At 64.1% G+C, this 21210-nt stretch carries 19 protein-coding genes and 2 tRNA genes; 11 read left to right on the top strand and 10 right to left on the bottom strand.

Going from position 1 to position 21210, the window contains the following annotated elements; all coding sequences use genetic code 11:
• Window positions 1-7: 7 nt before the first annotated feature.
• Both CH290_RS15110 and CH290_RS15105 read left to right on the top strand, forming a co-directional pair.
• The gene (locus CH290_RS15110; protein ID WP_020111708.1) at window positions 8-1489 is read left to right on the top strand and encodes a flavin-containing monooxygenase; all 1482 of its coding nucleotides are present in this window, start codon (window positions 8-10) and stop codon (window positions 1487-1489) included.
• Between the two features lie 189 nt (window positions 1490-1678).
• Complete coding sequence (locus CH290_RS15105; RefSeq protein ID WP_371828599.1) at window positions 1679-2872, top strand: L,D-transpeptidase; 1194 nt, start codon at window positions 1679-1681, stop codon at window positions 2870-2872.
• On the opposite strand, the gene CH290_RS15100 is transcribed toward CH290_RS15105, so the two are convergent.
• From CH290_RS15100 to orn, 3 genes are all read right to left on the bottom strand, one after another.
• Window positions 2869-3609 (bottom strand): M23 family metallopeptidase, encoded by a 741-nt coding sequence (locus tag CH290_RS15100; RefSeq protein WP_019664793.1) that lies wholly within the window; start codon window positions 3607-3609, stop codon window positions 2869-2871. The two genes, CH290_RS15105 and CH290_RS15100, sit on opposite strands and share 4 nt — an antisense overlap.
• Before the next feature lie 304 nt (window positions 3610-3913).
• Window positions 3914-3989, bottom strand: a tRNA-His gene (locus tag CH290_RS15095).
• Window positions 3990-4076: 87 nt separating this feature from the next.
• Window positions 4077-4679 (bottom strand): oligoribonuclease, encoded by a 603-nt coding sequence (gene orn / locus CH290_RS15090; protein ID WP_027498801.1) that lies wholly within the window; start codon window positions 4677-4679, stop codon window positions 4077-4079.
• Between the two features lie 104 nt (window positions 4680-4783).
• Here orn and CH290_RS15085 point away from each other — a divergent pair, with 104 nt between their 5' ends.
• Window positions 4784-6550, top strand: a complete 1767-nt coding sequence (locus tag CH290_RS15085) for a helicase HerA-like domain-containing protein (protein ID WP_033190413.1) — start codon at window positions 4784-4786, stop codon at window positions 6548-6550.
• Between the two features lie 31 nt (window positions 6551-6581).
• On the opposite strand, the gene CH290_RS15080 is transcribed toward CH290_RS15085, so the two are convergent.
• Complete coding sequence (locus CH290_RS15080; protein WP_020111704.1) at window positions 6582-7094, bottom strand: hypothetical protein; 513 nt, start codon at window positions 7092-7094, stop codon at window positions 6582-6584.
• 113 nt (window positions 7095-7207) lie between these two features.
• On the opposite strand from CH290_RS15080, the gene CH290_RS15075 reads away from it, so the two are divergent.
• The gene (locus CH290_RS15075; protein ID WP_019664789.1) at window positions 7208-7819 is read left to right on the top strand and encodes a hypothetical protein; all 612 of its coding nucleotides are present in this window, start codon (window positions 7208-7210) and stop codon (window positions 7817-7819) included.
• A 4-nt stretch (window positions 7820-7823) separates the two neighbouring features.
• On the opposite strand, the gene cmrA is transcribed toward CH290_RS15075, so the two are convergent.
• Genes cmrA through CH290_RS15060 form a run of 3 tightly spaced genes read right to left on the bottom strand, consistent with a single transcriptional unit; the run spans window position 7824 to window position 11240 of the window.
• A complete protein-coding gene (cmrA, locus tag CH290_RS15070; protein ID WP_019664788.1) occupies window positions 7824-8627 on the bottom strand; it encodes a mycolate reductase in 804 nt (267 codons plus the stop codon).
• A gap of 52 nt (window positions 8628-8679) precedes the next feature.
• Window positions 8680-10743, bottom strand: a complete 2064-nt coding sequence (locus CH290_RS15065) for an NADPH-dependent 2,4-dienoyl-CoA reductase (RefSeq protein ID WP_052083267.1) — start codon at window positions 10741-10743, stop codon at window positions 8680-8682.
• Complete coding sequence (locus tag CH290_RS15060; RefSeq protein ID WP_019664786.1) at window positions 10713-11240, bottom strand: PadR family transcriptional regulator; 528 nt, start codon at window positions 11238-11240, stop codon at window positions 10713-10715. The genes CH290_RS15065 and CH290_RS15060 overlap by 31 nt, the downstream gene beginning before the upstream one ends.
• Window positions 11241-11334: 94 nt before the next feature.
• Here CH290_RS15060 and CH290_RS15055 point away from each other — a divergent pair, with 94 nt between their 5' ends.
• Entirely contained in the window at window positions 11335-12657 is a 1323-nt protein-coding gene (locus tag CH290_RS15055; protein ID WP_033190415.1) for an MFS transporter, read from the top strand.
• A gap of 2 nt (window positions 12658-12659) precedes the next feature.
• Here CH290_RS15055 and CH290_RS15050 read toward each other — a convergent pair whose 3' ends face one another.
• Window positions 12660-13493: an alpha/beta hydrolase gene (locus tag CH290_RS15050; RefSeq protein ID WP_019664784.1), complete on the bottom strand. Its 834-nt coding sequence runs from the start codon at window positions 13491-13493 to the stop codon at window positions 12660-12662.
• Between the two features lie 42 nt (window positions 13494-13535).
• The gene (locus tag CH290_RS15045) at window positions 13536-14162 is read right to left on the bottom strand and encodes a TetR family transcriptional regulator (protein ID WP_019664783.1); all 627 of its coding nucleotides are present in this window, start codon (window positions 14160-14162) and stop codon (window positions 13536-13538) included.
• A 200-nt stretch (window positions 14163-14362) separates the two neighbouring features.
• Here CH290_RS15045 and CH290_RS15040 point away from each other — a divergent pair, with 200 nt between their 5' ends.
• The 4 genes from CH290_RS15040 (at window position 14363) to CH290_RS15025 (ending at window position 18370) form a co-directional block, all read left to right on the top strand.
• Entirely contained in the window at window positions 14363-15475 is a 1113-nt protein-coding gene (locus CH290_RS15040; RefSeq protein WP_052059962.1) for a ferredoxin reductase, read from the top strand.
• A 47-nt stretch (window positions 15476-15522) separates the two neighbouring features.
• Complete coding sequence (locus CH290_RS15035; RefSeq protein WP_019664781.1) at window positions 15523-16701, top strand: fatty acid desaturase family protein; 1179 nt, start codon at window positions 15523-15525, stop codon at window positions 16699-16701.
• 46 nt (window positions 16702-16747) lie between these two features.
• Window positions 16748-16975 carry a hypothetical protein gene (locus CH290_RS15030; protein ID WP_033190614.1) on the top strand — a complete coding sequence of 76 codons (228 nt, stop codon included), beginning with the start codon at window positions 16748-16750 and terminating at the stop codon, window positions 16973-16975.
• A 216-nt stretch (window positions 16976-17191) separates the two neighbouring features.
• Window positions 17192-18370, top strand: a complete 1179-nt coding sequence (locus CH290_RS15025) for a PucR family transcriptional regulator (protein ID WP_020111699.1) — start codon at window positions 17192-17194, stop codon at window positions 18368-18370.
• 90 nt (window positions 18371-18460) lie between these two features.
• Here CH290_RS15025 and CH290_RS15020 read toward each other — a convergent pair whose 3' ends face one another.
• The gene (locus tag CH290_RS15020; RefSeq protein WP_051127759.1) at window positions 18461-19579 is read right to left on the bottom strand and encodes a N(5)-(carboxyethyl)ornithine synthase; all 1119 of its coding nucleotides are present in this window, start codon (window positions 19577-19579) and stop codon (window positions 18461-18463) included.
• Window positions 19580-19799: 220 nt separating this feature from the next.
• Between CH290_RS15020 and CH290_RS15015 the strand changes: the two genes are divergently transcribed.
• Window positions 19800-19872: transfer RNA gene (locus CH290_RS15015), tRNA-Arg, on the top strand.
• 121 nt (window positions 19873-19993) lie between these two features.
• Window positions 19994-21145, top strand: a complete 1152-nt coding sequence (locus tag CH290_RS15010; RefSeq protein ID WP_033190615.1) for an XdhC family protein — start codon at window positions 19994-19996, stop codon at window positions 21143-21145.
• Window positions 21146-21210 lie beyond the last annotated feature (65 nt).

The raw sequence follows: 21210 nt of genomic DNA, 5'->3' as shown, positions 1-21210 counted from the left end.
AGACCCGATGACAACGACATCCCCCTCGGACACTTCATCGCGAACCGAAACGGAATCGGTCGACTTCCTCATCGTCGGCGCAGGCCTGTCCGGCATCGGTGCGGCGCATCATCTCCAGGCGAAACTGCCGGGCAAGACGTACGCGATTCTCGAGAGCCGCGGCGCGATCGGCGGTACGTGGGACCTGTTCCGATATCCAGGAATTCGGTCCGACTCCGACATGTACACCCTCGGGTACAACTTCCGACCGTGGACGGGCGACAAGTCGATCGCCGACGGCAAGGACATCCGTGAGTACATCGAGGACACCGCGAAGGACGAGGGGATCGACCGTCACATTCGGTTCCACCACAAGGTCGTGTCCGCCGAATGGTCCTCCGCGACGTCCAAGTGGACGGTGACTGCTCAGCGTTCCGGCGGAGAGATCGTGACCTTCGAGGCGTCGTTCCTGATGTGCTGCAGTGGGTACTACGACTACGACAAGGGATTCACTCCGGAGTTCGAGGGCATCGAGAATTTCGGTGGGACCGTGATCCACCCGCAGAAATGGCCGGAGGATCTCGACTACTCCGGCAAGAAGGTCGTCGTCATCGGCAGTGGCGCGACAGCGATCACGTTGGCGCCCAACCTGGCTCGTGAAGCATCGCACGTCACGCTGCTGCAGCGTTCACCCAGCTACATCATGTCCTTGCCGTCCGAGGACCCGGTTGCGCTCGGTCTGCGCAAGTACCTACCTGCGCGTGCCGCGTACGGAATCACCAGGACGAAGAACGCTGTGACCGCGATAGGACTGTACGTTCTGTGCCAGCGTTACCCGAAGTTCATGAAGAAGCAGATCAGGAAGCTCCAGGAAGGGTGGCTCCCGAAGGGGTACGACCTGGACACCCATTTCACCCCCCGGTACAACCCGTGGGATCAACGGCTCTGCCTGGTTCCCGACAACGATCTGTTCCGATCGATCCGCAAGAACGAAGTGGACATCGTCACCGATCACATCGACAAGTTCACCGACACCGGCATCGATCTGAAGTCCGGCGAACATCTGGACGCGGACATCGTCGTCACCGCGACAGGACTGAACCTCGTGGCGTTCGGCAACGTGACGCTCTCCGTCGACGGCCGCGTCGTCGACCTCACGGACACGATGGCGTACAAGGGCATGATGCTGACCGACGTGCCGAATTTCGCGTTCGTCGTCGGCTACACCAACGCATCGTGGACCCTCAAGGCCGACCTGGTGTCCGACTACGTCGCCAGGCTGCTCGCACACATGGACAGGAACGGCGCGCGGGAAGTGCGGCTGAAGCGGGACGCCTCGATAGGGGAGGAACCGTTCCTCGACTTCGCGGCCGGTTACGTTCTCCGCTCGGTCGATTCGTTCCCCAAGCAGGGATCGTCCGCTCCGTGGAAACTGCGCATGAACTACTTCCGCGACCTGCCTGCTCTGCGGTACGGCAAGCTGGTCGACGACAACATGAGCTTCCGGTGATGCGTCACCGGCGACACCGACACGGCCTGTGAGGTAACACAGGTCGGTAACGGGCCGATTGGTATTCGAACGTTACTCTCGGAGCGGCATTTCAATTGGATGCGCAGGTGATGGCCTGGCATTATGTGGTCGAAGTGTCCGTTTTCGATGGGTGCTCGGCAATCGGTCGGTCGTGAAGTGGAGTGGCGCATGAGGATCTCGCGCGGAGTCGTGTTGGCGGCTGTCGCATCGGTGGCGGCAACCGTCGTTCTGTCCGGATGTGCACCGACGAACGACAGCAAGATCGACGCTGCCCCGATCGACTCCAACCCGATCGCCGAACTCCTCAAGCCCAAGCTGACCTCCACCGTCGACGACGGAGCGGTCGGATTCTCCCCGGCGGATCCGGTCACCGTGAGCGTCGTCGACGGCAAGCTCGCAGGCGTCACGATGCTCAACCCGGAGGGCGTGCCCGTATCGGGTGCCATCTCCCCGGACGGTCTGAGCTGGACCAACACCGAGCCGCTCGGATACAACCGAAAGTACCGCGTGCAGGCCGACGCGTACGGGCTCGGCGGATCGAGCACGACCGTCAGCTCGTTCACCACCAGTCAGCCCGGTAACTTCACCAAGCCGTACGTTCTGCCGAGCGAAGGCGCCGTCGTCGGCATCGGTCAGCCGGTCGCTGTCCAGTTCGACGAAACGATCACCGACAAGATCGCCGCTCAGAAGGCCATCCAGGTGACCACGACGCCCGCCGTCGAGGGCGCGTTCTACTGGGTCAACGACCGCGAGGTCCGCTGGAGGCCGCAGAACTACTGGGCGTCGGGAACCCGCGTCGACGTTGCGGTCAACGTGTACGGCCGTGACCTCGGCGACGGTATCTACGGCCAGGAGAACGCGTCGACGTCCTTCACCATCGGCGACGCCGTCGTCGCGACGGCCGACGACAACACCAAGCAGGTGACCTTCAACGTCAACGGCCAGGACGTCATCACCATGCCCACCTCGATGGGCAAGGACAGCACACCGACCGACAACGGCGTCTACATCATCGGCGACCGCTTCGATCACCTGGTCATGGACTCGTCCACCTACGGAGTGCCTGTCAACTCCTCGGCCGGCTACCGCACCCCCGTCGACTGGGCCGTCCGAATGTCCTACAGCGGCATCTTCTTCCACTCCGCCCCGTGGTCCGTGGGACAGCAGGGCTACTCCAACGCCAGCCACGGATGCCTCAACCTGAGCCCGTCCAACGCCAAGTGGGTCTTCGACAACACCAAGCGCGGCGACATCGTCGTCGTCAAGAACACCGTGGGCGGCACGCTGTCCGGCGTCGACGGGCTCGGCGACTGGAACATTCCGTGGGAGGAATGGAAAGCCGGCAACGCGTCGAGCGTCTAGTCGGAGCCCTGCTTCTCGTACCGAGCGGGATCGATGCCCAGTGTCTTCAGGTAGGCCACCGGCTCGATGCTCGATCCGTTGTTCCTGACCTCGAAGTGCAGGTGCGGCCCTGTCGAGTTGCCGGTACTGCCGACGGACCCGATCCGGTCGCCTGCTTCGACGGTGTCGCCGACCTCTACGTCCACGCTCGATTGGTGCCCGTAGTACGTGACGGTGTTGCCACTCTTGATGCGCACGAGAGTGCCGTATCCGTCACCCGCATCTCCGGCTTGTTCGACGGTTCCCCCTGTCACCGCGTAGATCGGCGTTCCCGACGGCGCAGCGAAATCGACGCCCTGATGGAACTGGCCGCCGTTTCCGGTGGGATTGTTGCGACTGCCGTAGCCGGACGAGATTTCGTAGCTTCTGGCGGGGAGCGGGAGGATCGAGCCACCCAGACCCACCGACGGGGGAGCGGCCGCAGTCTCCGGCTCGTCGGGAGCCGTGTCCGGTGCCGGCCCGAAGTCCGAGTCGAGAATGACGGAGGCGACCTCGTTGATCAGCACCCCGGTAGCGTCCAGCACCGCGGCGAGAATGGCCGCTCTCTGCTGCGCGTCGGGCTGTGGAATCGGGATGACGGGCAGCTCGATGGTCGGCTGCGCCGTGGCTACGGCCGGGTTGATCAGACCCGTGGTACCGAGGCACAGCGCCGCCGACAACATCGAACCCGCAATCGCCTTGTGAACTCTTCGACCCACGTGAACTGCCTCCTGATCTAGTGCCCGACTCGAACGAAAACTGGGCTCAGAACTGCTGGTGGCGCGTTTCGGGGCGCGTTGAATCAACGCTGCGTGTTCACAGCTATCACGTTGGTACTTTTCTTCCCCAAAAGTGCCATTTGTAACCGTACGTCACATGAACCTCATAGGAAACTCGAAAGTTGAATTACAACAACGTAATTCGGCGGCCAGGACTACGGACTGCCGGTCGACGTGGAGGAGGAGGACGCCTCGAACGACAAGAAAGCCGGCCTCCGTGCGGAGACCGGCTCTCTTGCTTCTATGGGGTGAGTGACGGGACTCGAACCCGCGACACCCAGGATCACAACCTGGTGCTCTACCAGCTGAACTACACCCACCATAGCCACATCTTCTTCGCCCGTTCAGGCTCTGTTTCAGCAGCGACGACAATACTAGCGGTTCGATTCGTCAGTTGCGAATCGCCCCTACGACGGTGTGTCGAGCCCCTCGACGACCGCGGCAATTTCGCTGGTCGACGGGCCGGGCTCGGGTACGAACACCGTCCGGCGGTAGTACTTCAACTCCTTGATCGACTCCTTGATGTCGGCCAAGGCGCGGTGCGCGAGCCCCTTCTGTGGCTGCCCGAAGTAAATCCGCGGGTACCACCGACGCGACAGCTCCTTGATGGAACTGACGTCGATCATGCGGTAGTGCAGGTAGGTGTCCAGCTCGACCATGTCACGCGAGATGAAACCGCGGTCGGTCGCAATGGAGTTTCCTGCCAGAGGCACGGTGCCGGCCACCGGGACATGCTCGCGGATGTACGCCAGCACCTGCTGCTGCGCCTCCTCGAGCGTCACCGTCGACGCACGCACCTCGTTGGTCAGCCCGGACTTGGCATGCATCTTCTTCACCACGTCCGGCATCGACGCCAACGCGTCGTCGTCGGCGTGGATCACGATGTCGACGCCCTCGCCGAGAATCTCCAGTTCGCTGTCGGTGACGAGCGCCGCGATCTCGATGAGTTTGTCCTTCGACAAATCCAGGCCGGTCATTTCACAATCGATCCACACAAGTTTGTCCTGCACACGACACAGACTAGTGCGACCATGCTCACCGCTAAGGTTTGCGGTGGCGATCGCAGTGCGAGCCGAACGACAGCAAGCAAGAGAACCAAGGAGCATCGATAGACATGACGGTCGATCCGGCGTCGGAAGGTTCCACCACTCTCACCCCCGCGGAGAAGGCGAAGGCTGCCAAGGCCGCTGCCGTCGAAGCGGCCCGAGTTGCCGCCGAGGCCCTGGCTGCAGCAGAGGCGGCCGAGAAGGAAGCGCTGGACGCCGAAGCCGCCGAAACCAAGGTCATCGAAGCCGACGGCGCCGAAACCCAGGGCGCTGAGGTACCGGCTGGTGTCGCAGCCGAGATAGCGGCGGGTTATCAGTCGTCGGGAGCCGCCTTGGAGCTCGGGACCGTCGTCCTGGACGGCGTGACGGATCCAGCCGCGGGGATTCGTATTCCCCTCGCGACGCTGAACAGGCACGGATTGGTCGCGGGAGCGACCGGTACCGGAAAGACGAAGACACTGCAGGGGATCGCCGAACAGTTGTCGAGTGCAGGCGTTCCCGTGGTCATGGCCGACATCAAGGGCGACCTGTCCGGGTTGTCGGCAGCAGGGGCGGACAACGAGAAGATCAGGGCGCGTGCAGTGGAGACCGGAGATTCCGAGTGGAGTCCGACCGGTCACCCCGTCGAATTCCTCTCGCTCGGCACCGACGGCATCGGTATCCCCGTGCGCGCGACCATCACCGCGTTCGGTCCGATACTTTTGAGCAAAGTGCTGGGTCTCAACAACACTCAGGAATCGACACTCGGCTTGATCTTCCATTGGGCGGACAAGCAAGGCTTGGCGTTGCTGGACCTCAAGGATCTGCGTGCCGTCATCACCCATCTCACCAGTGACGAGGGCAAGGCGGATCTGAAGGGCATCGGAGGAGTATCGGCTGCGACCGCGGGCGTCATCCTGCGTTCCCTGGTCAACCTGGAAGCCGACGGAGGGGACACTTTCTTCGGCGAACCCGAGCTCGACACCGAGGATCTGCTCCGGGTCGGCGCCGACGGCAAGGGCATCATCACGCTGTTCGAGCTGGGGGCACACGCCGCCCGGCCGGTGATGTTCTCGACGTTCCTGATGTGGGTCCTGGCCGACATGTTCCAGACCCTGCCCGAGGTCGGTGACATCGACAAACCCAAGCTGGTGTTCATCTTCGACGAAGCTCACCTGTTGTTCGCCGACGCCTCCAAAGCCTTTCTGCAGCAGGTCGAACAGACCGTCAAGCTCATTCGTTCGAAGGGCGTCGGTGTGTTCTTCTGTACACAGCTCCCGACGGACGTGCCGAACGAAGTGCTGTCACAGCTGGGCGCGCGAATTCAGCACGCGCTGAGGGCATTCACGCCCGACGACCAGAAGGCGCTGAACAAGACCGTCCGCACCTATCCGAAAACCGAAGCGTACGACCTCGAGAAGGCGCTCACCTCGCTCGGCACCGGCGAGGCCATCGTCACCGTACTGTCGGAGAAGGGCGCGCCGACGCCGGTGGCATGGACCAAGATCCGCCCGCCGCGCTCGCTGATGGACACCATAGGCAACGACGCCATCGGTGCTGCGGCCTCGGCGAGCACTCTCGGACCCAAGTATCGCGAGACCATCGATCGTGAGTCGGCCTACGAGAAATTGGAGGCCCGTGTCACCGACGTACCCGCGCCGACCGAAACGTTCGATCTGCCGCCGTTGCCTGCGGACCTGCCCGATCTACCGCCATCGGAACCCGAAGGGCCCTCAGCGGCGGAACGAATCATGGGCAACCCCGCAGTCAAGAGTTTCCTCCGCTCTGCGGCTTCGGCTGCCGGACGGGAGATTTCACGAAGCATTTTCGGCACAGGTCGTCGGCGTCGACGGTGAGGGTACGGCCGCAGCCGCGTGAGCGATTGGTTCACGCGGTGCGGGAGTACCCGTCCAACACGTCGGTCATCGCGGCCTCCAGTGCATCGAAGGTGTCGATCTCCACCTTTGCCTTGATGTAGTTCAGGCTGAGCGTCAGGTCGTCGAAGTACGCGATGAGTCGCCCCGACGTGCCCGCGATGTTGTACACGTTGACCGGAACGCCCGCGATGTCGACGACGTCGTCGTTCGGATCGGCGTCGGTCTGCCCGCTCACCCACAGCGTCAGATTCGGCAGGAGGTAGCGGCTGTTGCCGTCCCAGGTGCAGCCCCCGTCCGGTGTCTTCGGCAGTTCGACCGGCTCGATGTCCGCCAATCCGAGACGGATGCGCGTGTTCTCGGACAGGACCGAGCAGGGGTCCACCTCGGCGGCTGCGCCGGCCGGTGGATCGGGTTGCACCGTCTCGCCGTTCACCGTGTGGGTGACCTCGGACCGACTGCATCCTCCGATCAGCACGGCGGCGGCCACGACAGCGATGGACACGATGGGTGTGCGGTCGATCATCGAACAAGTCCTCCCGGGCGGTTTGTCCGTTTAGCCTAGGAGGTGGTTTCACCCCGCGAAACCGGTAGAACTACTCATATCGGCCGCCCCGCGTCAGCGAGAGGATCGACTGCATGAAGAAATCCTGGTTGGTACCACCCGTTGCGATCGCGGCCGTCGTCGGCTGCAGTTCGGGTTCGGCGAATGCGCAGCAGGCTCTGGAGTTCCCGGATTCCGTCGCCGGGCTCCGGACGATGCAGCAGCAGATGGAGCGATTCGAACGAGACGACGACTCCGGCCCGCAGCGCGAGGATGCCGTCGCGGGGCTCAGCGCCGCGTACGACGGGGCCGACGCCGCCGCGCAGGGCTACGCGGACGAGTCGCTCCGGGTTCTGGTGACGGTCTATGCCGTCGAGGCGCCGAGTCCTCGCTTGTGGAGCACACGGGCGGGCGATGCCAGTGCCGAACGGCTTCGGTTGCCGTCGCCGCCAGAACGTATCGAGACCTCGGGTGACGCCGAGTGCCTGGTGACGGTGAACTCGCCCGTGTCGGCCGGAGTGGAGCCTGGGGAATCGACCGAATCAGGCAGGAGTACAGGCCCGACGCGACCGGACTCCACGGTGCTGCGGTGCCAAGGCGTCCGCGACGGGGTGACGGTGCTGATCCCGGAACTGGCCCCGTCGGTGGATACCGACACCGCGTTGTCGATCGTGTCCGATTCGCTGGATCACTTCCGCCCGCGGTGAGTGTTCAGCCGCCGAGCTTCTTGTAGAAGCTTCCGACAATGGGGGCCGAGATGGCCCGCGGACTGTACTGGCCCGCGATCGACATGCCCTTGGACAACAGACCCGGCACCACCCGCATCTTGTTCTTCGCCAACGAATCCAGTGACAGCCTGGCCGTGTAGGCGCTGTCGATCCACAGGAAATCCGGGACCAGCTTGTCCACTATGGACGCGTCGGCGGGATCGGGAGTCTCGGTGCGAACGGGGCCGGGGGCCAGCAGGGTGACGTTCACTCCGCTGTCCTTGAGTTCGAGCCGCAGCGACTCGGAGAACGTGTTGACGAACGCCTTCGTCGCCGCGTAGGTCGCATTGTTCGGGATGGCCATGTTCCCGGCCGCCGAACCCGTGATCAGAATTCCGCCGCTGCCGCGCGCCACCATCCCTGGAATGACTGCGAGCGTGAGGTCGTGCACGGCGACTGCATTCAATTCCACCTGGTCCCGTTCGTACGCGGGGTCGAGGTTCGCGACCGGCCCGAACGTGGCGATACCCGCGTTGTTGCACAGAATGCTGATCTCCCGCTGCGCCAACTCGTCGGCGAACGACACGCGGGCATCCCGGTCGGAGAGATCGAGAACTCGGACCTCGACGGTCACCCCGTGCGCGGCGCGGAGCTCGGTGGCAAGTGCCTCGAGCAACTCACCGCGCCGCGCCACGACGATCAGCGAATGACCGCGGGCGGCGAGTTCTGTGGCCAGTGCCTCGCCGATTCCGGAGGACGCTCCGGTGACGACAGCACGGGCTTCGGGCGCAGGACTGGGCAGGCTCACGCTGAGACAGGGTAGTGGATGGATCGACCCGGCTGGAATCACCCGGTGGGAATCAGATGGACGCGGCGAGGCGTGTTCCTTGCTCGATGGCGCGCTTGGCGTCGAGTTCGGCAGCGACATCCGCGCCCCCGATGACGTGGGCCGTCGTTCCCGCGGCTCGTAGGTCGTCGACGAGATCGCGGACGGGTTCCTGGCCCGCGCACACGACGACGGTGTCGACGGCAAGTGTGCGTGGACGCTCGTGGCGCTCGCCGAAGGTGATGTGCAGACCCTCGTCGTCTATGCGTTCGTAGTTCACACCGGAGAGCTCTTGCACGCCTTTGGCTTTCAGCGCTGCGCGGTGCACCCATCCCGTCGTCTTCGCCAGCCCCGCGCCGATTCGTCCCTTCTTGCGCTGCAACAGGTAGACCTCACGCGGCGACGGCGCGGGGACGGGTGTGGTGAGCGCTCCCGGCGCCGCTTCCGGTTCGGTGACACCCCACTCCTGCTTCCATTCCTTCAGGTCCAGCGTGGGGGAGGCGTCGGTCGTCAGAAATTCCGAGATGTCGATGCCGATGCCGCCCGCACCGATGACGGCCACGCGGTCACCCACCGGTCTTCCGTGTTCGACGACGTCGGCGTAGGACAGCACCGACGGATGATCGATTCCGGGTATCGACGGGATTCTCGGTATCACGCCGGTCGCGACGATCACCTCGTCGAAGTCGCCTGCGACGAGCTCGGCGGCGGTGACGCGCCTGCCGAGGTGGACGGCCACGTCGGCGTCGCGCAGCGCTGTCGTGAAGTATCGGATGGTCTCGGAGAACTCCTCCTTGCCCGGAATGCGTTGTGCGATACCGAATTGGCCACCCAATGCCGGCCTGGACTCGAACAGGCTGACGGCGTGGCCGCGTCGGGCAGCTTCGAGCGCGGCGGACAGCCCTGCCGGACCGCCGCCCACGACCGCGACCTTCTTGGTTCTGCGGGCAGGCAGCAACTGCAGTTCGACTTCACGTCCCGCGCGGGGGTTGACCAGGCAGGAGACTGTTTTGTGGACGAACGCGTGGTCCAGACACGCCTGGTTGCACGCGATGCACGTGTTGATGGAGTCCGCTGCGTTCGCTTCGGCCTTGCGCACCCAGAACGGGTCGGCGAGCATCGGCCGCGCCATCGAGATCAGCTGCGCGTCCCCGCGTGCGAGAATCCCTTCCGCGATGTCGGGCATGTTGATTCGATTCGACGCCGCCACCGGGATGTCGACATGCTTGTCGAGCTTTCCGGTGATGTCGGCGAATGCTGCGCGCGGAACCGACGTGACGATGGTGGGCACGCGGGATTCGTGCCAGCCGATGTCGGTGTTGATGACGTCGACACCGACGCTCTCCAAATCCTGTGCCAGGGCGACGATGTCGTCCCAGCTCTGTCCGCCTTCGACGAGATCGGCCATGGACAATCGGAACATCACCAGGAAGTCGGTGCCGACCTCCGCACGGATACGACGGGCGATCTCGACCGCGATACGACGCCTGTTCTCTGCGCTACCGCCCCACTCGTCGCGCCGCTTGTTGGTGCGCTCGGAGAGGAACTGGTTGATGAAGTATCCCTCGCCGCCCATGATCTCGACGCCGTCGTACCCGGCGGACCGAGCCAGCCGCGCACACCTCACGAAATTGCGGATCTGCCACCGGACACCTCGTGCAGTGAGGCGCCGCGGGCGAAATGGATTGATGGGGGCCTTGATCGACGACGCCGACACGCTGAACGGCTGATACGAGTACCGACCTGCGTGCAGGATCTGCAGAGCGATCTTGCCGCCTTCCGCATGCACCGCGTCCGTCATCGTGCGATGCCGCCGCGCCTCGACTCGGTTGGTGAGCTTGGCGCCGAACGGGAGGAGCCATCCGGTGCGGTTGGGTGCATAGCCACCGGTGACGATCAGCGCGACGCCACCGCGCGCGCGTTCGGCGAAATAGGCCGCCAGTCGAGTGGTGTCACGCGCTCGGTCCTCCAAACCGGTGTGAATGGATCCCATGATGACGCGATTCTTCAACGTCGTGTTGCCGACCTTCAACGGCGACAGGAGAATCGGGTAGTTCTCGGTACCGGTCACAATCGCTCCAATATCTCGTCGCACCATTCGGCGAAGCCCTCCTCGACACGGATTCCGCCGCGCAGCACCAAGTACTGATGCAGTGCGGTACCCGAGAGGGAGGACGGTGATGGGAAATCGCGTTTCTCGATGAGTCGAAAGAGCTCGAGCCTGTCCGCATGGACATCCCGGTGTCGGCGGACCTCGGTGCGTAATGCCTCGACGTCACCGTGTGCTGCGCCCCGGATCTTGACGGCCAGTTCCTCCCGGAGCGCACTCGGATCGGTGGGTCGGGCGATCCAGCGATCCAGCTCGTCGAGCCCGCTCCGGCTGACCGAATAGACCTTCTTGTCCGGCCTGCCGTCCTGCACGACGGAGTTGCCCACGATCCATCCGGCCGCGTCCATACGCGTCAGCACCCGGTAGATCTGCTGATGGCTTGCACTCCAGAAGAAGCCGATCGACTTGTCGAATCGGCGCGCCAGTTCGTACCCGGAGCCGTTCGATTCGGTCAGGGAAACGAGTATCGCGTGCTCGAGTGCCACGACAGCCAGTATGTATGCAACAGGGTGACTATGCAACCAGGTGCATATACCGCAGTACAATGCTGTGCTGCACGTGCTGGCTTAGGCTTTGCCCATGAACACTCCGGCCGACACTGCCGTCGTAGGCGTCGCAACGACCCGAAAGCAGGTATTCGCCTGGGGTATCTGGGATTGGGGATCGGCCGCGTTCAACGCGGTGATTCTGACGTTCGTGTTCTCGGTGTACCTCACCGATGCGGTGGGCGACGATCTGCCCGGGTCGATCTCGGCGACGTCGTGGTTCAGTTGGGCGATCGGAGCAGCAGGCGTCGTCATCGCGATACTTGCGCCTGTCTCCGGCCAACGCTTCGACGCCCGTGGCCGCCGAAAGCGCTCGTTGGCGTTGTTGACCGGACTCACTGTCGCGTCGATGGCCGGCTTGTACTTCGTCGCCGACGACTATCACTACCTGTGGCTGGGCCTGGTGCTGCTCGCCGCAGGCTCGATCCTGTTCGAACTGGCCAGTGTTCCGTACAACGCCATGCTTCGTCAGGTCTCCACGCCGGCCAACATCGGCCGCGTGTCCGGATTCGGTTGGTCGATGGGGTATTTCGGCGGCATCGTTCTGCTGTTGATCTGCTACTTCGGTTTCATCACCGGTGACGGTGACACCAGAGGACTGTTCGGCATCACCACCGACGGCGGCATGAACATCCGGCTCGTCGCCCTGCTGGCCGCGGTGTGGTTCGCAGTCTCCGCGATTCCCGTCCTGCTCACCGTTCCCGAACTGCCGTCCACCGACCAGGATCCAGGCGCCGCCAAGGCCGGAATGCTGGAATCCTACAAGGTGCTGTTCCGCGACCTGCGTGAGCTGTGGACTGCCGACAGGCGCAGCGTCTACTTCCTGATCGCGAGCGCGCTGTTCCGCGACGGTCTGGCCGGGGTGTTCACGTTCGGTGCTGTTCTTGCGGTGAGTGTCTACGGCATCAGCTCGGCAGACGTGCTGCTCTTCGGCGTCGCCGCCAACGTCGTCGCCGGTCTGGGCGCGGTGACCGCCGGCCGATTCGACGATCGATCCGGACCCAAATCCGTCATCGTGTTCTCACTCGTGTCGATGATCGTCGCGGGAATCGTGCTGCTGTTCGTGTCCGGCCCGGTGCTGTTCTGGGTGTTCGGCCTGGTGCTGTGTCTGTTCGTCGGGCCGGCGCAGTCGTCGTCGCGGACCTACCTGGCGCGTCTGGCACCACCGGGGCGCGAGGGTCAGTTCTTCGGTCTGTACGCCACGACCGGCCGTGCAGTCTCGTTCCTCGCACCCACATTGTTCGGGCTGTTCGTGTGGCTGTTCGACGCGGACCGTGCGGGCATCGGTGGTCTGCTCGTCGTGTTGTTCGTCGGGTTACTCGCGTTGCTCGCAGTGAAAGCGCCCGACAAGGTCTGATCTCACGACACCCTCGACTGGGCGACCCGCCGCAGGATCTCGTCGGCCAGTCGGTCCGGGGCCTCCTCCGGAATCCAATGCGAGATTCCGTCGAGTTCGACGAATGTGTAGTCGGCGTCCACGTGTTCGCCGCACCGTTCGGCGCCCGCACGGCCGATGGCCGAGTCCTGATTGCTCCACACGTAGGTCGTGGGAACGGTCACCGGTGCGAGGCGTCCGAACTCGTTCGTCATCGCCCGATACCACTCCAACGCCGCGGTCAGCGCCCCCGGCTCCTGCAGGTGCCGGACGTAACGGTCGTCCGGGCTGCGTTCGGAGAACATGGCCCTCAGCCGACGTGCATCGTCTTCGAGCAGCACCTCCTCGGCTTTGCCTGCCTGTCGCAACAGCCCCATGTAGGTCGAGCGCTCACGCTGGTCCGCGTCCTCGCGGAGAGCCTGATTGAACGCAGCCGTGTGCGGCACGGACACCGCGACGAGCGAACGAACGCGTTCCGGGTGCCGCGCTGCGAGTTGCCACGCCACCGCGGCACCCCAGTCGTGTCCGACGACGTGCGCCGACTCCAGGCCGAGTGCGTCCAGTATCCCGACGATGTCGCCGACGAGATTCTCCACGCGGTAGGCATCGGTGCCGAGCGGACGTGCGCCCGGTGAGTATCCGCGCTGGTCGGGTGCGATGGTGAACAAGCCGTGTTCCACGAGCGTCGGCGCGACCCGATCCCAGCACGCGTGAGTCTGAGGGAACCCGTGCAGCAGCACCACCGGTTCCGCGTTCGCCTCGCCGGCGATCGACACGTCGAACACCAGATCGTCGACGGTTACTTCGGTCATCGTCATGTTCGGTCCTCTCAGCTGAGGTCGAGTGCACCTCGGGTCGAATCAACCGTGGTTCGATCTCCAGGCTCCCATGCCCAACACCACGAGGCGGACCTGCTGCTCGGTGCGTGCCAGGAGTTCGCGTTCGCTCGAGCTGCCGGGGCGGTCGATCTCCAACAGGCCGACGGTGGCGGTGAGCATGGTCGAGACGATCAGATCCGCGGCCATCTCCAGATCGCTGATGTCCCAGGATTCGAGCCCTGGCATGCGGGCGAGGTCGATGGTCAGTTCGCTGACGAACATGCGGAGCTCGGTCGCGAATGCGCGTCGTACCTCGGTGACTCCGCCGTAGCGTTCGCGGGCGATGAATCGGAACTGATCCTCGTGTGAGCGAACGGCGCGCACGAGGATCCGGAGTGATTCGGTTGCGTTCTTGACCGTGGGATCCTTGCGCGCGTCCCTCAGCATCTGACGAAGCGTCCGCATCGAGTCCTCGACCAGAGCTACGCCGAGATCTTCCATGGACGCGAAGTGTCGATAGAACGCAGTCGGCACTATGCCGGCCGATCGTGAGACCTCGCGCAGACTGACGCTCGCGAACGACCGGTCGCGCAACAGATCCAGGGTGCCGTCGATGAGCGCTTGTCGTGTGCGTTCCTTGCGTTCCGCACGCGTACCCGGTTCTGTCACATGTTCGAGTTTATTGCTGTCCACTCTGTGACCTCCTCCGGTCTCGACGTCGTCTCAGGGTGAGTGTGATCCAGGACACGTGCGCCGTGCTATGTCGGTGCCATCACTTTCACGTTGACAGATTCCGGTACGGATCTGCCACACTAGGGATTCTAGTGCACAGACGTACACTGAAGAAGTTCCTCGAACCGGGAGGCGAGATGGCAATTCAGCAGAAGTCTCGACAGTCAGGCATTCGCCGCAAGTTTTCGCTGCTTTCCCTGTTCGAGGCCATGGCAACGCCTCACGCGCTCGACCGTTACCTCGAGCTCGTCGACCCGATGACCACGGTAAGGGATCTTCGGGCAGAAGTGACGGATGTACACCGGTCCACTGCCGACACGGTCACCCTCACGTTGCGCCCGACGCACCAGTGGAGGGGCTTCGAGGCCGGCCAGTTCGTGCAGGTCGGCGTCGTCATCGACGGGGTGCGCCACACACGGTGCTACTCGCCTGCATGTTCGCAGTACCGCGCCGACGGTCTCATCGAACTGACCGTCAAGGCGCATCCGGAAGGCCTTGTCTCGCAGTATCTTCACGCGAACGCGCAGGTTGGCCTCGTCGTCAGCCTGTCGCAGGCCGACGGCGTGTTTCACCTGCCGACGCCTCGTCCGGAATCGGTTCTGCTGATCAGTGGCGGAAGCGGGATCACGCCCGTGTTGTCCATGTTGAGGTCGCTGCTGGACGAGGGGTACAGCGGCGACCTCACCTTCCTGCACTACGCCTACTCGGAAAAGGACGTCTCGTACCGCGCCGAGTTGGAGCAGATCGCAGCCGAGCACGATCGAGTCCGAATCGTCCTGGCGTACACGGACCAGACGAGTGGGGGAGACCTTCACGGGTTCTTCGGAACCGAGCACTTGAACGCCGTGGCACCGTGGTTCGCGGAGGCTCGGACGTTCCTCTGCGGTCCGCCGGGACTGATGCGGTCGGTCCGGGGCGTCTACGACGATCTCGGACTTGCCGACCGACTCCATTTCGAGGAGTTCGCCGCGCCGGCACCGACCGCCGACGCCGATGCAGACGGAGACGTCAACTTCTCCGGCAGTGACGTCGTCGCAACCAACTCGGGAAAGACCCTCCTCGAACAGGCGGAGGACGCGGGCCTGACGCCGTCCTACGGCTGCCGGATGGGCATCTGCTTCACCTGCACGTCGGTGAAGACCTCGGGATGCACCCGGAACGTCAAGACCGGGGAGACCGACACCGAACCGCACAAGAAGATCCAGATTTGTGTGTCGGTACCTGTCGGTGACGTGGAAATCGAAATCTGACCGACCCGACCGACAATCTTCGACAACCGAAACGGAGAGTGTTTCAAATGTTCGGAATCCCACTGCCCTCACTGTCTTTGCCCTTCTTCGGATCCGCGGAGAAGCCCGAGGCGCTGCCACCGACGGTCCTGTCCTACGAGCAGGTCCAAGACCTCGGCCGCGAGCTCGACGAGCTCCGTGCTCGCACCGTCGCCAAGCTGGGCGAGGAGGATCGCGAATACATCTACAACATCGTCAAGACTCAACGCGGCCTCGAAATCGCCGGTCGGGCCATGATGTACCTGCCGTTCTTGCCTCCGGTGTGGCTCGCCGGAGTCGGCGCCCTCGGCGTCTCCAAGATCCTCGACAACATGGAGATCGGCCACAACGTCATGCACGGCCAGTACGACTGGATGCGTGAGCCCGGCTTCAACTCCGAAGTGTTCGAATGGGATACCGTCTGCCCGGCCGACCAGTGGAAGCATTCGCACAACTACATGCACCACACGTTCACCAACATCGTCGGCAAGGACCGCGACATCGGTTACGGAATCCTGCGGATGGACGAGGGCCAGAAGTGGAATCCGTACTACCTGGGCAACCCCGTCTATGCGTTCCTGCTGATGACGTTCTTCGAGTGGGGCGTCATGCTGCACGACCTCGAAGCGGAGAACATCGTCCAGGGCAAGCGCAAGTGGCACGACGTCAAGCCTTTGCTGCAGGGAATGTGGCGCAAGGCCGGTCGTCAGGTACTCAAGGACTACGTGATCTTTCCGGCGCTGTCCGGCCCCTTCTTCGTCACCACACTGGTGGGGAACGTCGGCGCCAACCTGATCCGCAACCTGTGGACCTACTCGATCATCTTCTGCGGACACTTCCCGACGGGGGTGCAGACCTTCACCGAGGACGAGACCGCAGACGAGTCGCGTGGCGAGTGGTACGTCCGTCAGATGCTCGGATCGGCGAACATCGAGGGATCGCCGCTGTTCCACATCATGTCCGGCAACCTGTCGCACCAGATCGAGCATCACCTGTTCCCGGATCTGCCTGCGCACCGCTACCCGGAGCTCGCCCCTGAGGTGAAGGCACTGTGCGGCAAATACGGCCTTCCGTACAACACCGGCGGTTTCTTCAAGCAGATCGGTACCGTGTGGGGCAAGATCTTCAAGCTCGCATTGCCGGATTCTCTGACCGGATCGAAGCCGACGGTCGGTGTTATCGTCGAGCGCAAGAAGGTCGCGGCCTGACGTGGCCGGCGCCAGCGGACCGAATACCGAATCAGGGGTGAACGTCGTGGTCGGCAAGTTCGAACGCAACAAGGACACCGTGCAGGAACTGACGGAGTCCGCGGCTACGCACGTCGGCCGGATCGCCGTCATCATCGCCGGGGCGGTGCGGGACGTGACCCGGGAGATCGGGGATCTCATCTCGGACGGCATCGAGATGCGGGAGGCTGCGAAGAAGGCCCGCGAGGACACTCCTGCAGGCAAGGTCATCAACGGCGAGTTCGAGAACAGGTAGCAACTCGGCCGCGGCGGCACAATCGACCGAGTCTCGGACGCCGGGTCGTTCGCCCTTCACCGGGGCGAGCGGCCCGGCTGTTCGCTGTCTCGGGTAGAACGTTTCGGAAAAAACAAACTTCAAGAATGTTTGCACCTCCATTTTCATACCTTCGGACCGCTCGATGAGTTACCGTTACTTCACGAACCACACAAGCGGTAGGAAAGGCGGCTCGACATGCGGTTGGACACTTCGTTCACGCATTCCCCCGGCACTGTTGTCACCGAGGTCCCTCGCGGACGGTCATCCGCGTTGGAAGGGCGCAGCGGTGCTGTCGTCGACCGTTGCCTTCGCGCCGGCCGGCTCCCGGCCCCTGCCGAGCTCGAACCTGTCCGTCGCGCCGCGGAAGACCTTGCGCGCGAGGGGGTGCCGCTACGGGACGCGCAGCGATTCGTCCACGCCGCGGCCACCGCTGGACTCAAAGGCAGTGTCGCCGAGGTCGATCGATCCGGCGTGGTCGACAACGCAGTGTTCATGATGCGAGTCCTCGAATCTCTCGGCAACGCAGTCTCGGCCGCGTACATGGAGTTCTGCCGTCAGGACCCAGGGTCCAACGGCGAGCGCGTTGCCCAATTGGTCGACCTGCTCGTCGCGGACGACCCCGAAGCCCGTGGGATTGCGGAACGTAACGGAATCGAGGTGGCCACGGAATACGACGTGATATTCGTACGGTTCGTCACCGCGGCGTCGGACGCCGATAGGCCGGGCGCCGCCAGGACCGACGTACGCTCCGTCGACAACGCGGCCTTGGCGGCGGCGGAAAGCACGATGGCTGCGGCCTCGGGCGTTCGCGGACCACTGCTGTCGCTGACCACGGGCGGGGGAGTCGTCCTCGTTCCGTCGTCGCCCGCAAGCGTCGTCGAGGATTGCCTGACCAGGCTCGCCGCGACTCTGCACGTCGATACCGTCGCGGCCACGGCACGGGGCACTCTCGGTTCGTTGAACGGCGTACTCGGACATTGCCGCGAGTTGGTGGATCTGGCCAGGTCGCTGCGCATGGAACCCCGTCTGTACCGGACGAGCGATCTTGCTCTGGAGTACCAGCTCTCGCGGCCGGGCCCCGGCCGTTCGCGGTTGCGTTCGGTGATCGCGCCTCTCGACGGCTTTCCGGAGTTGATGCATACCCTGAAGACCTTCGTCGGCAGCGAGGCCAACAGGCGCGCAAGTGCGAAACTGCTGTACGTACACCCCAATACGGTCGACTACCGCCTCAAGCGGATCGAGCAGCTGACCGGCGTGGACCCGCTCAGTTCCGCGGGCCTCATGTCGTTGCATGCTGCACTCGTCGTCGATTGTCTGTCGCGGGCAAACGAACCGGGCGGGGCCATGTCGGACATGGTTGCCGAGGCATCCTGATCCGCACCCGCACCGACGAGCGTCGTGCGCGGGGTCGATCGCCAGGGCGGTGCCGATTTCTCGGTCCGGCACCGCCAACGTGCGCCTGGCTCAGGCCACCAGGTAGGGGTACTCGGCGCTTCGGTGTTGGAAGGCGAGAATGTCCGGGTTGACCAGCGCGCCGTCGCGGATCTCGATGGATCGACGAATGGTCGCGTCGGCGTCCCAGCTGGTCGGTCCGCCCAGGACGGTGCCGATGTACGGCAGCAGCGACTCACTGATCTCCCAGGTCGCCGAGTCCCACAGGTAAGACGGGCTGTGGTCGACCGCGTAGTACCGAACGTTGTCGCCGACAGTGAACATGGGAGCGTCGAAGGACGTGGGGCGGGCCCACTCGAACCCCATTCCTTGGTCGCACGAGACATCGACTATCAACGTGCCCGGATCGATCGAGTCGAGATCCTCCGTGCGCAGGAACGTCAGCGGGGCATTCGTGTTCTGCAGTACGCAGTTGACGATGATGTCGTGGTCGCCGAGGAACTGCGACAACGGAATTCGGCCTTCGTCGGTCAATGCACGGCTGCGCCGTGGGTGTTCGCCGTCGAGATCGAAATTGACGATGCGTGCCGAGTGAATGGGCGAACCGACAGCAGTGACACCGCGCTGAGTGAGTACGTCGACCTCGTGCACGCCATGGGCGTTCAGAGCCGTCACCGCACCCCGCGCCGTCGCACCGAAGCCGATCACCGCCGCGCGTAACCGGCGCCCGTAGTCTCCGGTCGACCCGATCAACTGCAACGCGTGCAGCACCGAACAGTAACCGGCCAACTCGTTGTTCTTGTGGAACACGTGGAGATTGAACGAGCCCTCCGCGGACCAATGATTCATCGCTTCGAAGGCCACGAGCGTCAGCTTGCGGTCGATGGCCACCTGAGTGAGCTCGACATCCTGGACGCAATGCGGCCAACCCCACAGGATCTGACCTGGGCGAAGCGACTCCAGGTCCGACGCTTGCGGTTTCGGCAACAGAACGACATCGCACTCGGCGATCAGCTCCGTGCGCGAACGGATGCCTCCGGTCGACGCGGCGATGTGGTCGTCGGAGATCCCGAACGGAAGTCCATACCCCGCCTCGAAGAACATGCGGCGTCGTAGCTCGTCGGGAATGCGTTCGAGATGATGCGGATGAATCGGGAGGCGACGTTCGTTCGGCTTCGACGACCGAGACATGACGCCGAGGGTGAGCTGGTGCACGGTGGCCCCTTCGGTTGTGCTCAGTCAACCACACGTTCGGCAGTGCGCATTCGCACGTGATGCTGCCCGTAGGCACAGGATCGACCGGGCTCGCATCGGATTTCGGACCGAATTTCCGGTCGTACCCGTTGCCCTTCGTCGACCCGCCGACCGAGCAGGTAGACTGATCCACCGTGCTCGGACCCGTCCGGGCCACGCCTCCGTAGCTCAGGGGATAGAGCAAGGGCCTTCTAATCCCTTGGTCGCAGGTTCGAATCCTGCCGGGGGCACCGAGAACACGATCGACGATTCGTCGCCCGCTGCAACGGGCATAGTCGGTGGAACACGAACACCGTGGCGCTTCTACATCGCGAGCGCCCGGGTCCGTGCTCGGACGAGAGGATTCTGTCGATGAGAGATGTCCTCGACGAGGTGATCGCGCTCTGGCGTGCCGGGGTCACCGCAGGCGTCGGGACCGTGGTTCGCACGTTCGATTCCGCTCCGCGACCAGCGGGGGCGTCGATGGTCGTCGGACCGGACGGAACAGTCAGCGGCTCGGTGTCGGGTGGATGCGTCGAGGGCGCGGTGTACGAGGCCGCGACGGCTGTGATCGCATCGGACGCACCGGTCCTCGAGCGATACGGTGTCAGCGACGACGACGCGTTCGCGGTGGGGTTGACCTGTGGCGGCACCCTGGATGTGTTCATCGAGCCCATCTCGCGGACGACGTTCCCCGAACTGGGAGCCGTCGCCGACGCGATCGCTGCCGAGCGGCCGATCGCAGTCGCAACCATTGTCCGTCATCCGGATCCGGCTCGCCTCGGACGGCACCTGGTGATCGAGGAGAACGCATCGTCGGGCACGTTCGGAACCGACCGCCTCGACGCAGCCGTGATCGACGACGTGCGTGGACTTCTGGCGTCCGGGCGCACGGAGACGCTGACGTACGGACCGGAGGGGGAACGTCTCGGCGTCGGCATGGAGGTCTTCGTGTCGAGCTACGCCCCCCGGCCGAGAATGCTCGTGTTCGGTGCCATCGACTTCGCGGCTGCCGTCGCCCAGCAGGGCGCGTTTCTGGGATATCGAGTGACGGTGTGCGACGCACGGGCACGGTTCGCCACGGCCCAGCGATTTCCGGCGGCGGCTGAGGTCGTCGTCGAGTGGCCGCATCGGTATCTCGCCGACCAGATTGCCGCTGGAAGAGTCGACGAACGCACCATCGTGTGTGTGTTGACCCACGATGCCAAATTCGACGTGCCGTTGCTCGAGGTCGCGTTACGTCGGCCACAGTTCGCGTTCGTCGGAGCGATGGGGTCCCGTCGTACCCACGACGACCGCCTCGCCAGGTTGCGTGACGCGGGACTGACCGAGGCCGAACTGGCCCGGTTGTCCAGTCCGATCGGGCTCGACCTGGGGGCGCGTACTCCCCAGGAGACGGCGGTCTCCATCGCGGCCGAAATCGTTGCCAAGCGGTGGGGCGGCAGTGGCGCCCCTCTCGCCGGTGGAAGCGGACGGATTCATCACGATCTTCCGGTGGGCGAGGTCACACGATCTACGACGTAGCGTAGGACTTTCCGGCGCTCGCGCCTTCACCAGGCTCGAATCCGGCAGGGCGCCGGCTACGGGAC

Origin of the sequence: Rhodococcus sp. 06-156-4, from assembly GCF_002259345.1 — a bacterium.
GTDB lineage: Bacteria > Actinomycetota > Actinomycetes > Mycobacteriales > Mycobacteriaceae > Rhodococcoides > Rhodococcoides fascians_E.
This window is presented reverse-complemented; position numbering and strand designations above follow the sequence as displayed.

What these genes read in the sequence shown, in the direction of transcription:
- CH290_RS15085 (WP_033190413.1), top strand. Translation starts at nt 4,784, where the DNA reads ATGACGGTCGATCCGGCGTCGGAAGGTTCCACCACTCTCACCCCCGCG.
- CH290_RS15075 (WP_019664789.1), top strand. Translation starts at nt 7,208, where the DNA reads ATGAAGAAATCCTGGTTGGTACCACCCGTTGCGATCGCGGCCGTCGTC.
- CH290_RS15055 (WP_033190415.1), top strand. Translation starts at nt 11,335, where the DNA reads ATGAACACTCCGGCCGACACTGCCGTCGTAGGCGTCGCAACGACCCGA.
- CH290_RS15050 (WP_019664784.1), bottom strand. Translation starts at nt 13,493, where the DNA reads ATGACGATGACCGAAGTAACCGTCGACGATCTGGTGTTCGACGTGTCG.
- CH290_RS15010 (WP_033190615.1), top strand. Translation starts at nt 19,994, where the DNA reads ATGAGAGATGTCCTCGACGAGGTGATCGCGCTCTGGCGTGCCGGGGTC.
- CH290_RS15105 (WP_371828599.1), top strand. Translation starts at nt 1,679, where the DNA reads ATGAGGATCTCGCGCGGAGTCGTGTTGGCGGCTGTCGCATCGGTGGCG.
- CH290_RS15110 (WP_020111708.1), top strand. Translation starts at nt 8, where the DNA reads ATGACAACGACATCCCCCTCGGACACTTCATCGCGAACCGAAACGGAA.
- CH290_RS15020 (WP_051127759.1), bottom strand. Translation starts at nt 19,579, where the DNA reads ATGTCTCGGTCGTCGAAGCCGAACGAACGTCGCCTCCCGATTCATCCG.
- CH290_RS15080 (WP_020111704.1), bottom strand. Translation starts at nt 7,094, where the DNA reads ATGATCGACCGCACACCCATCGTGTCCATCGCTGTCGTGGCCGCCGCC.
- CH290_RS15025 (WP_020111699.1), top strand. Translation starts at nt 17,192, where the DNA reads ATGCGGTTGGACACTTCGTTCACGCATTCCCCCGGCACTGTTGTCACC.
- CH290_RS15065 (WP_052083267.1), bottom strand. Translation starts at nt 10,743, where the DNA reads ATGGTGCGACGAGATATTGGAGCGATTGTGACCGGTACCGAGAACTAC.
- CH290_RS15035 (WP_019664781.1), top strand. Translation starts at nt 15,523, where the DNA reads ATGTTCGGAATCCCACTGCCCTCACTGTCTTTGCCCTTCTTCGGATCC.
- CH290_RS15040 (WP_052059962.1), top strand. Translation starts at nt 14,363, where the DNA reads ATGGCAATTCAGCAGAAGTCTCGACAGTCAGGCATTCGCCGCAAGTTT.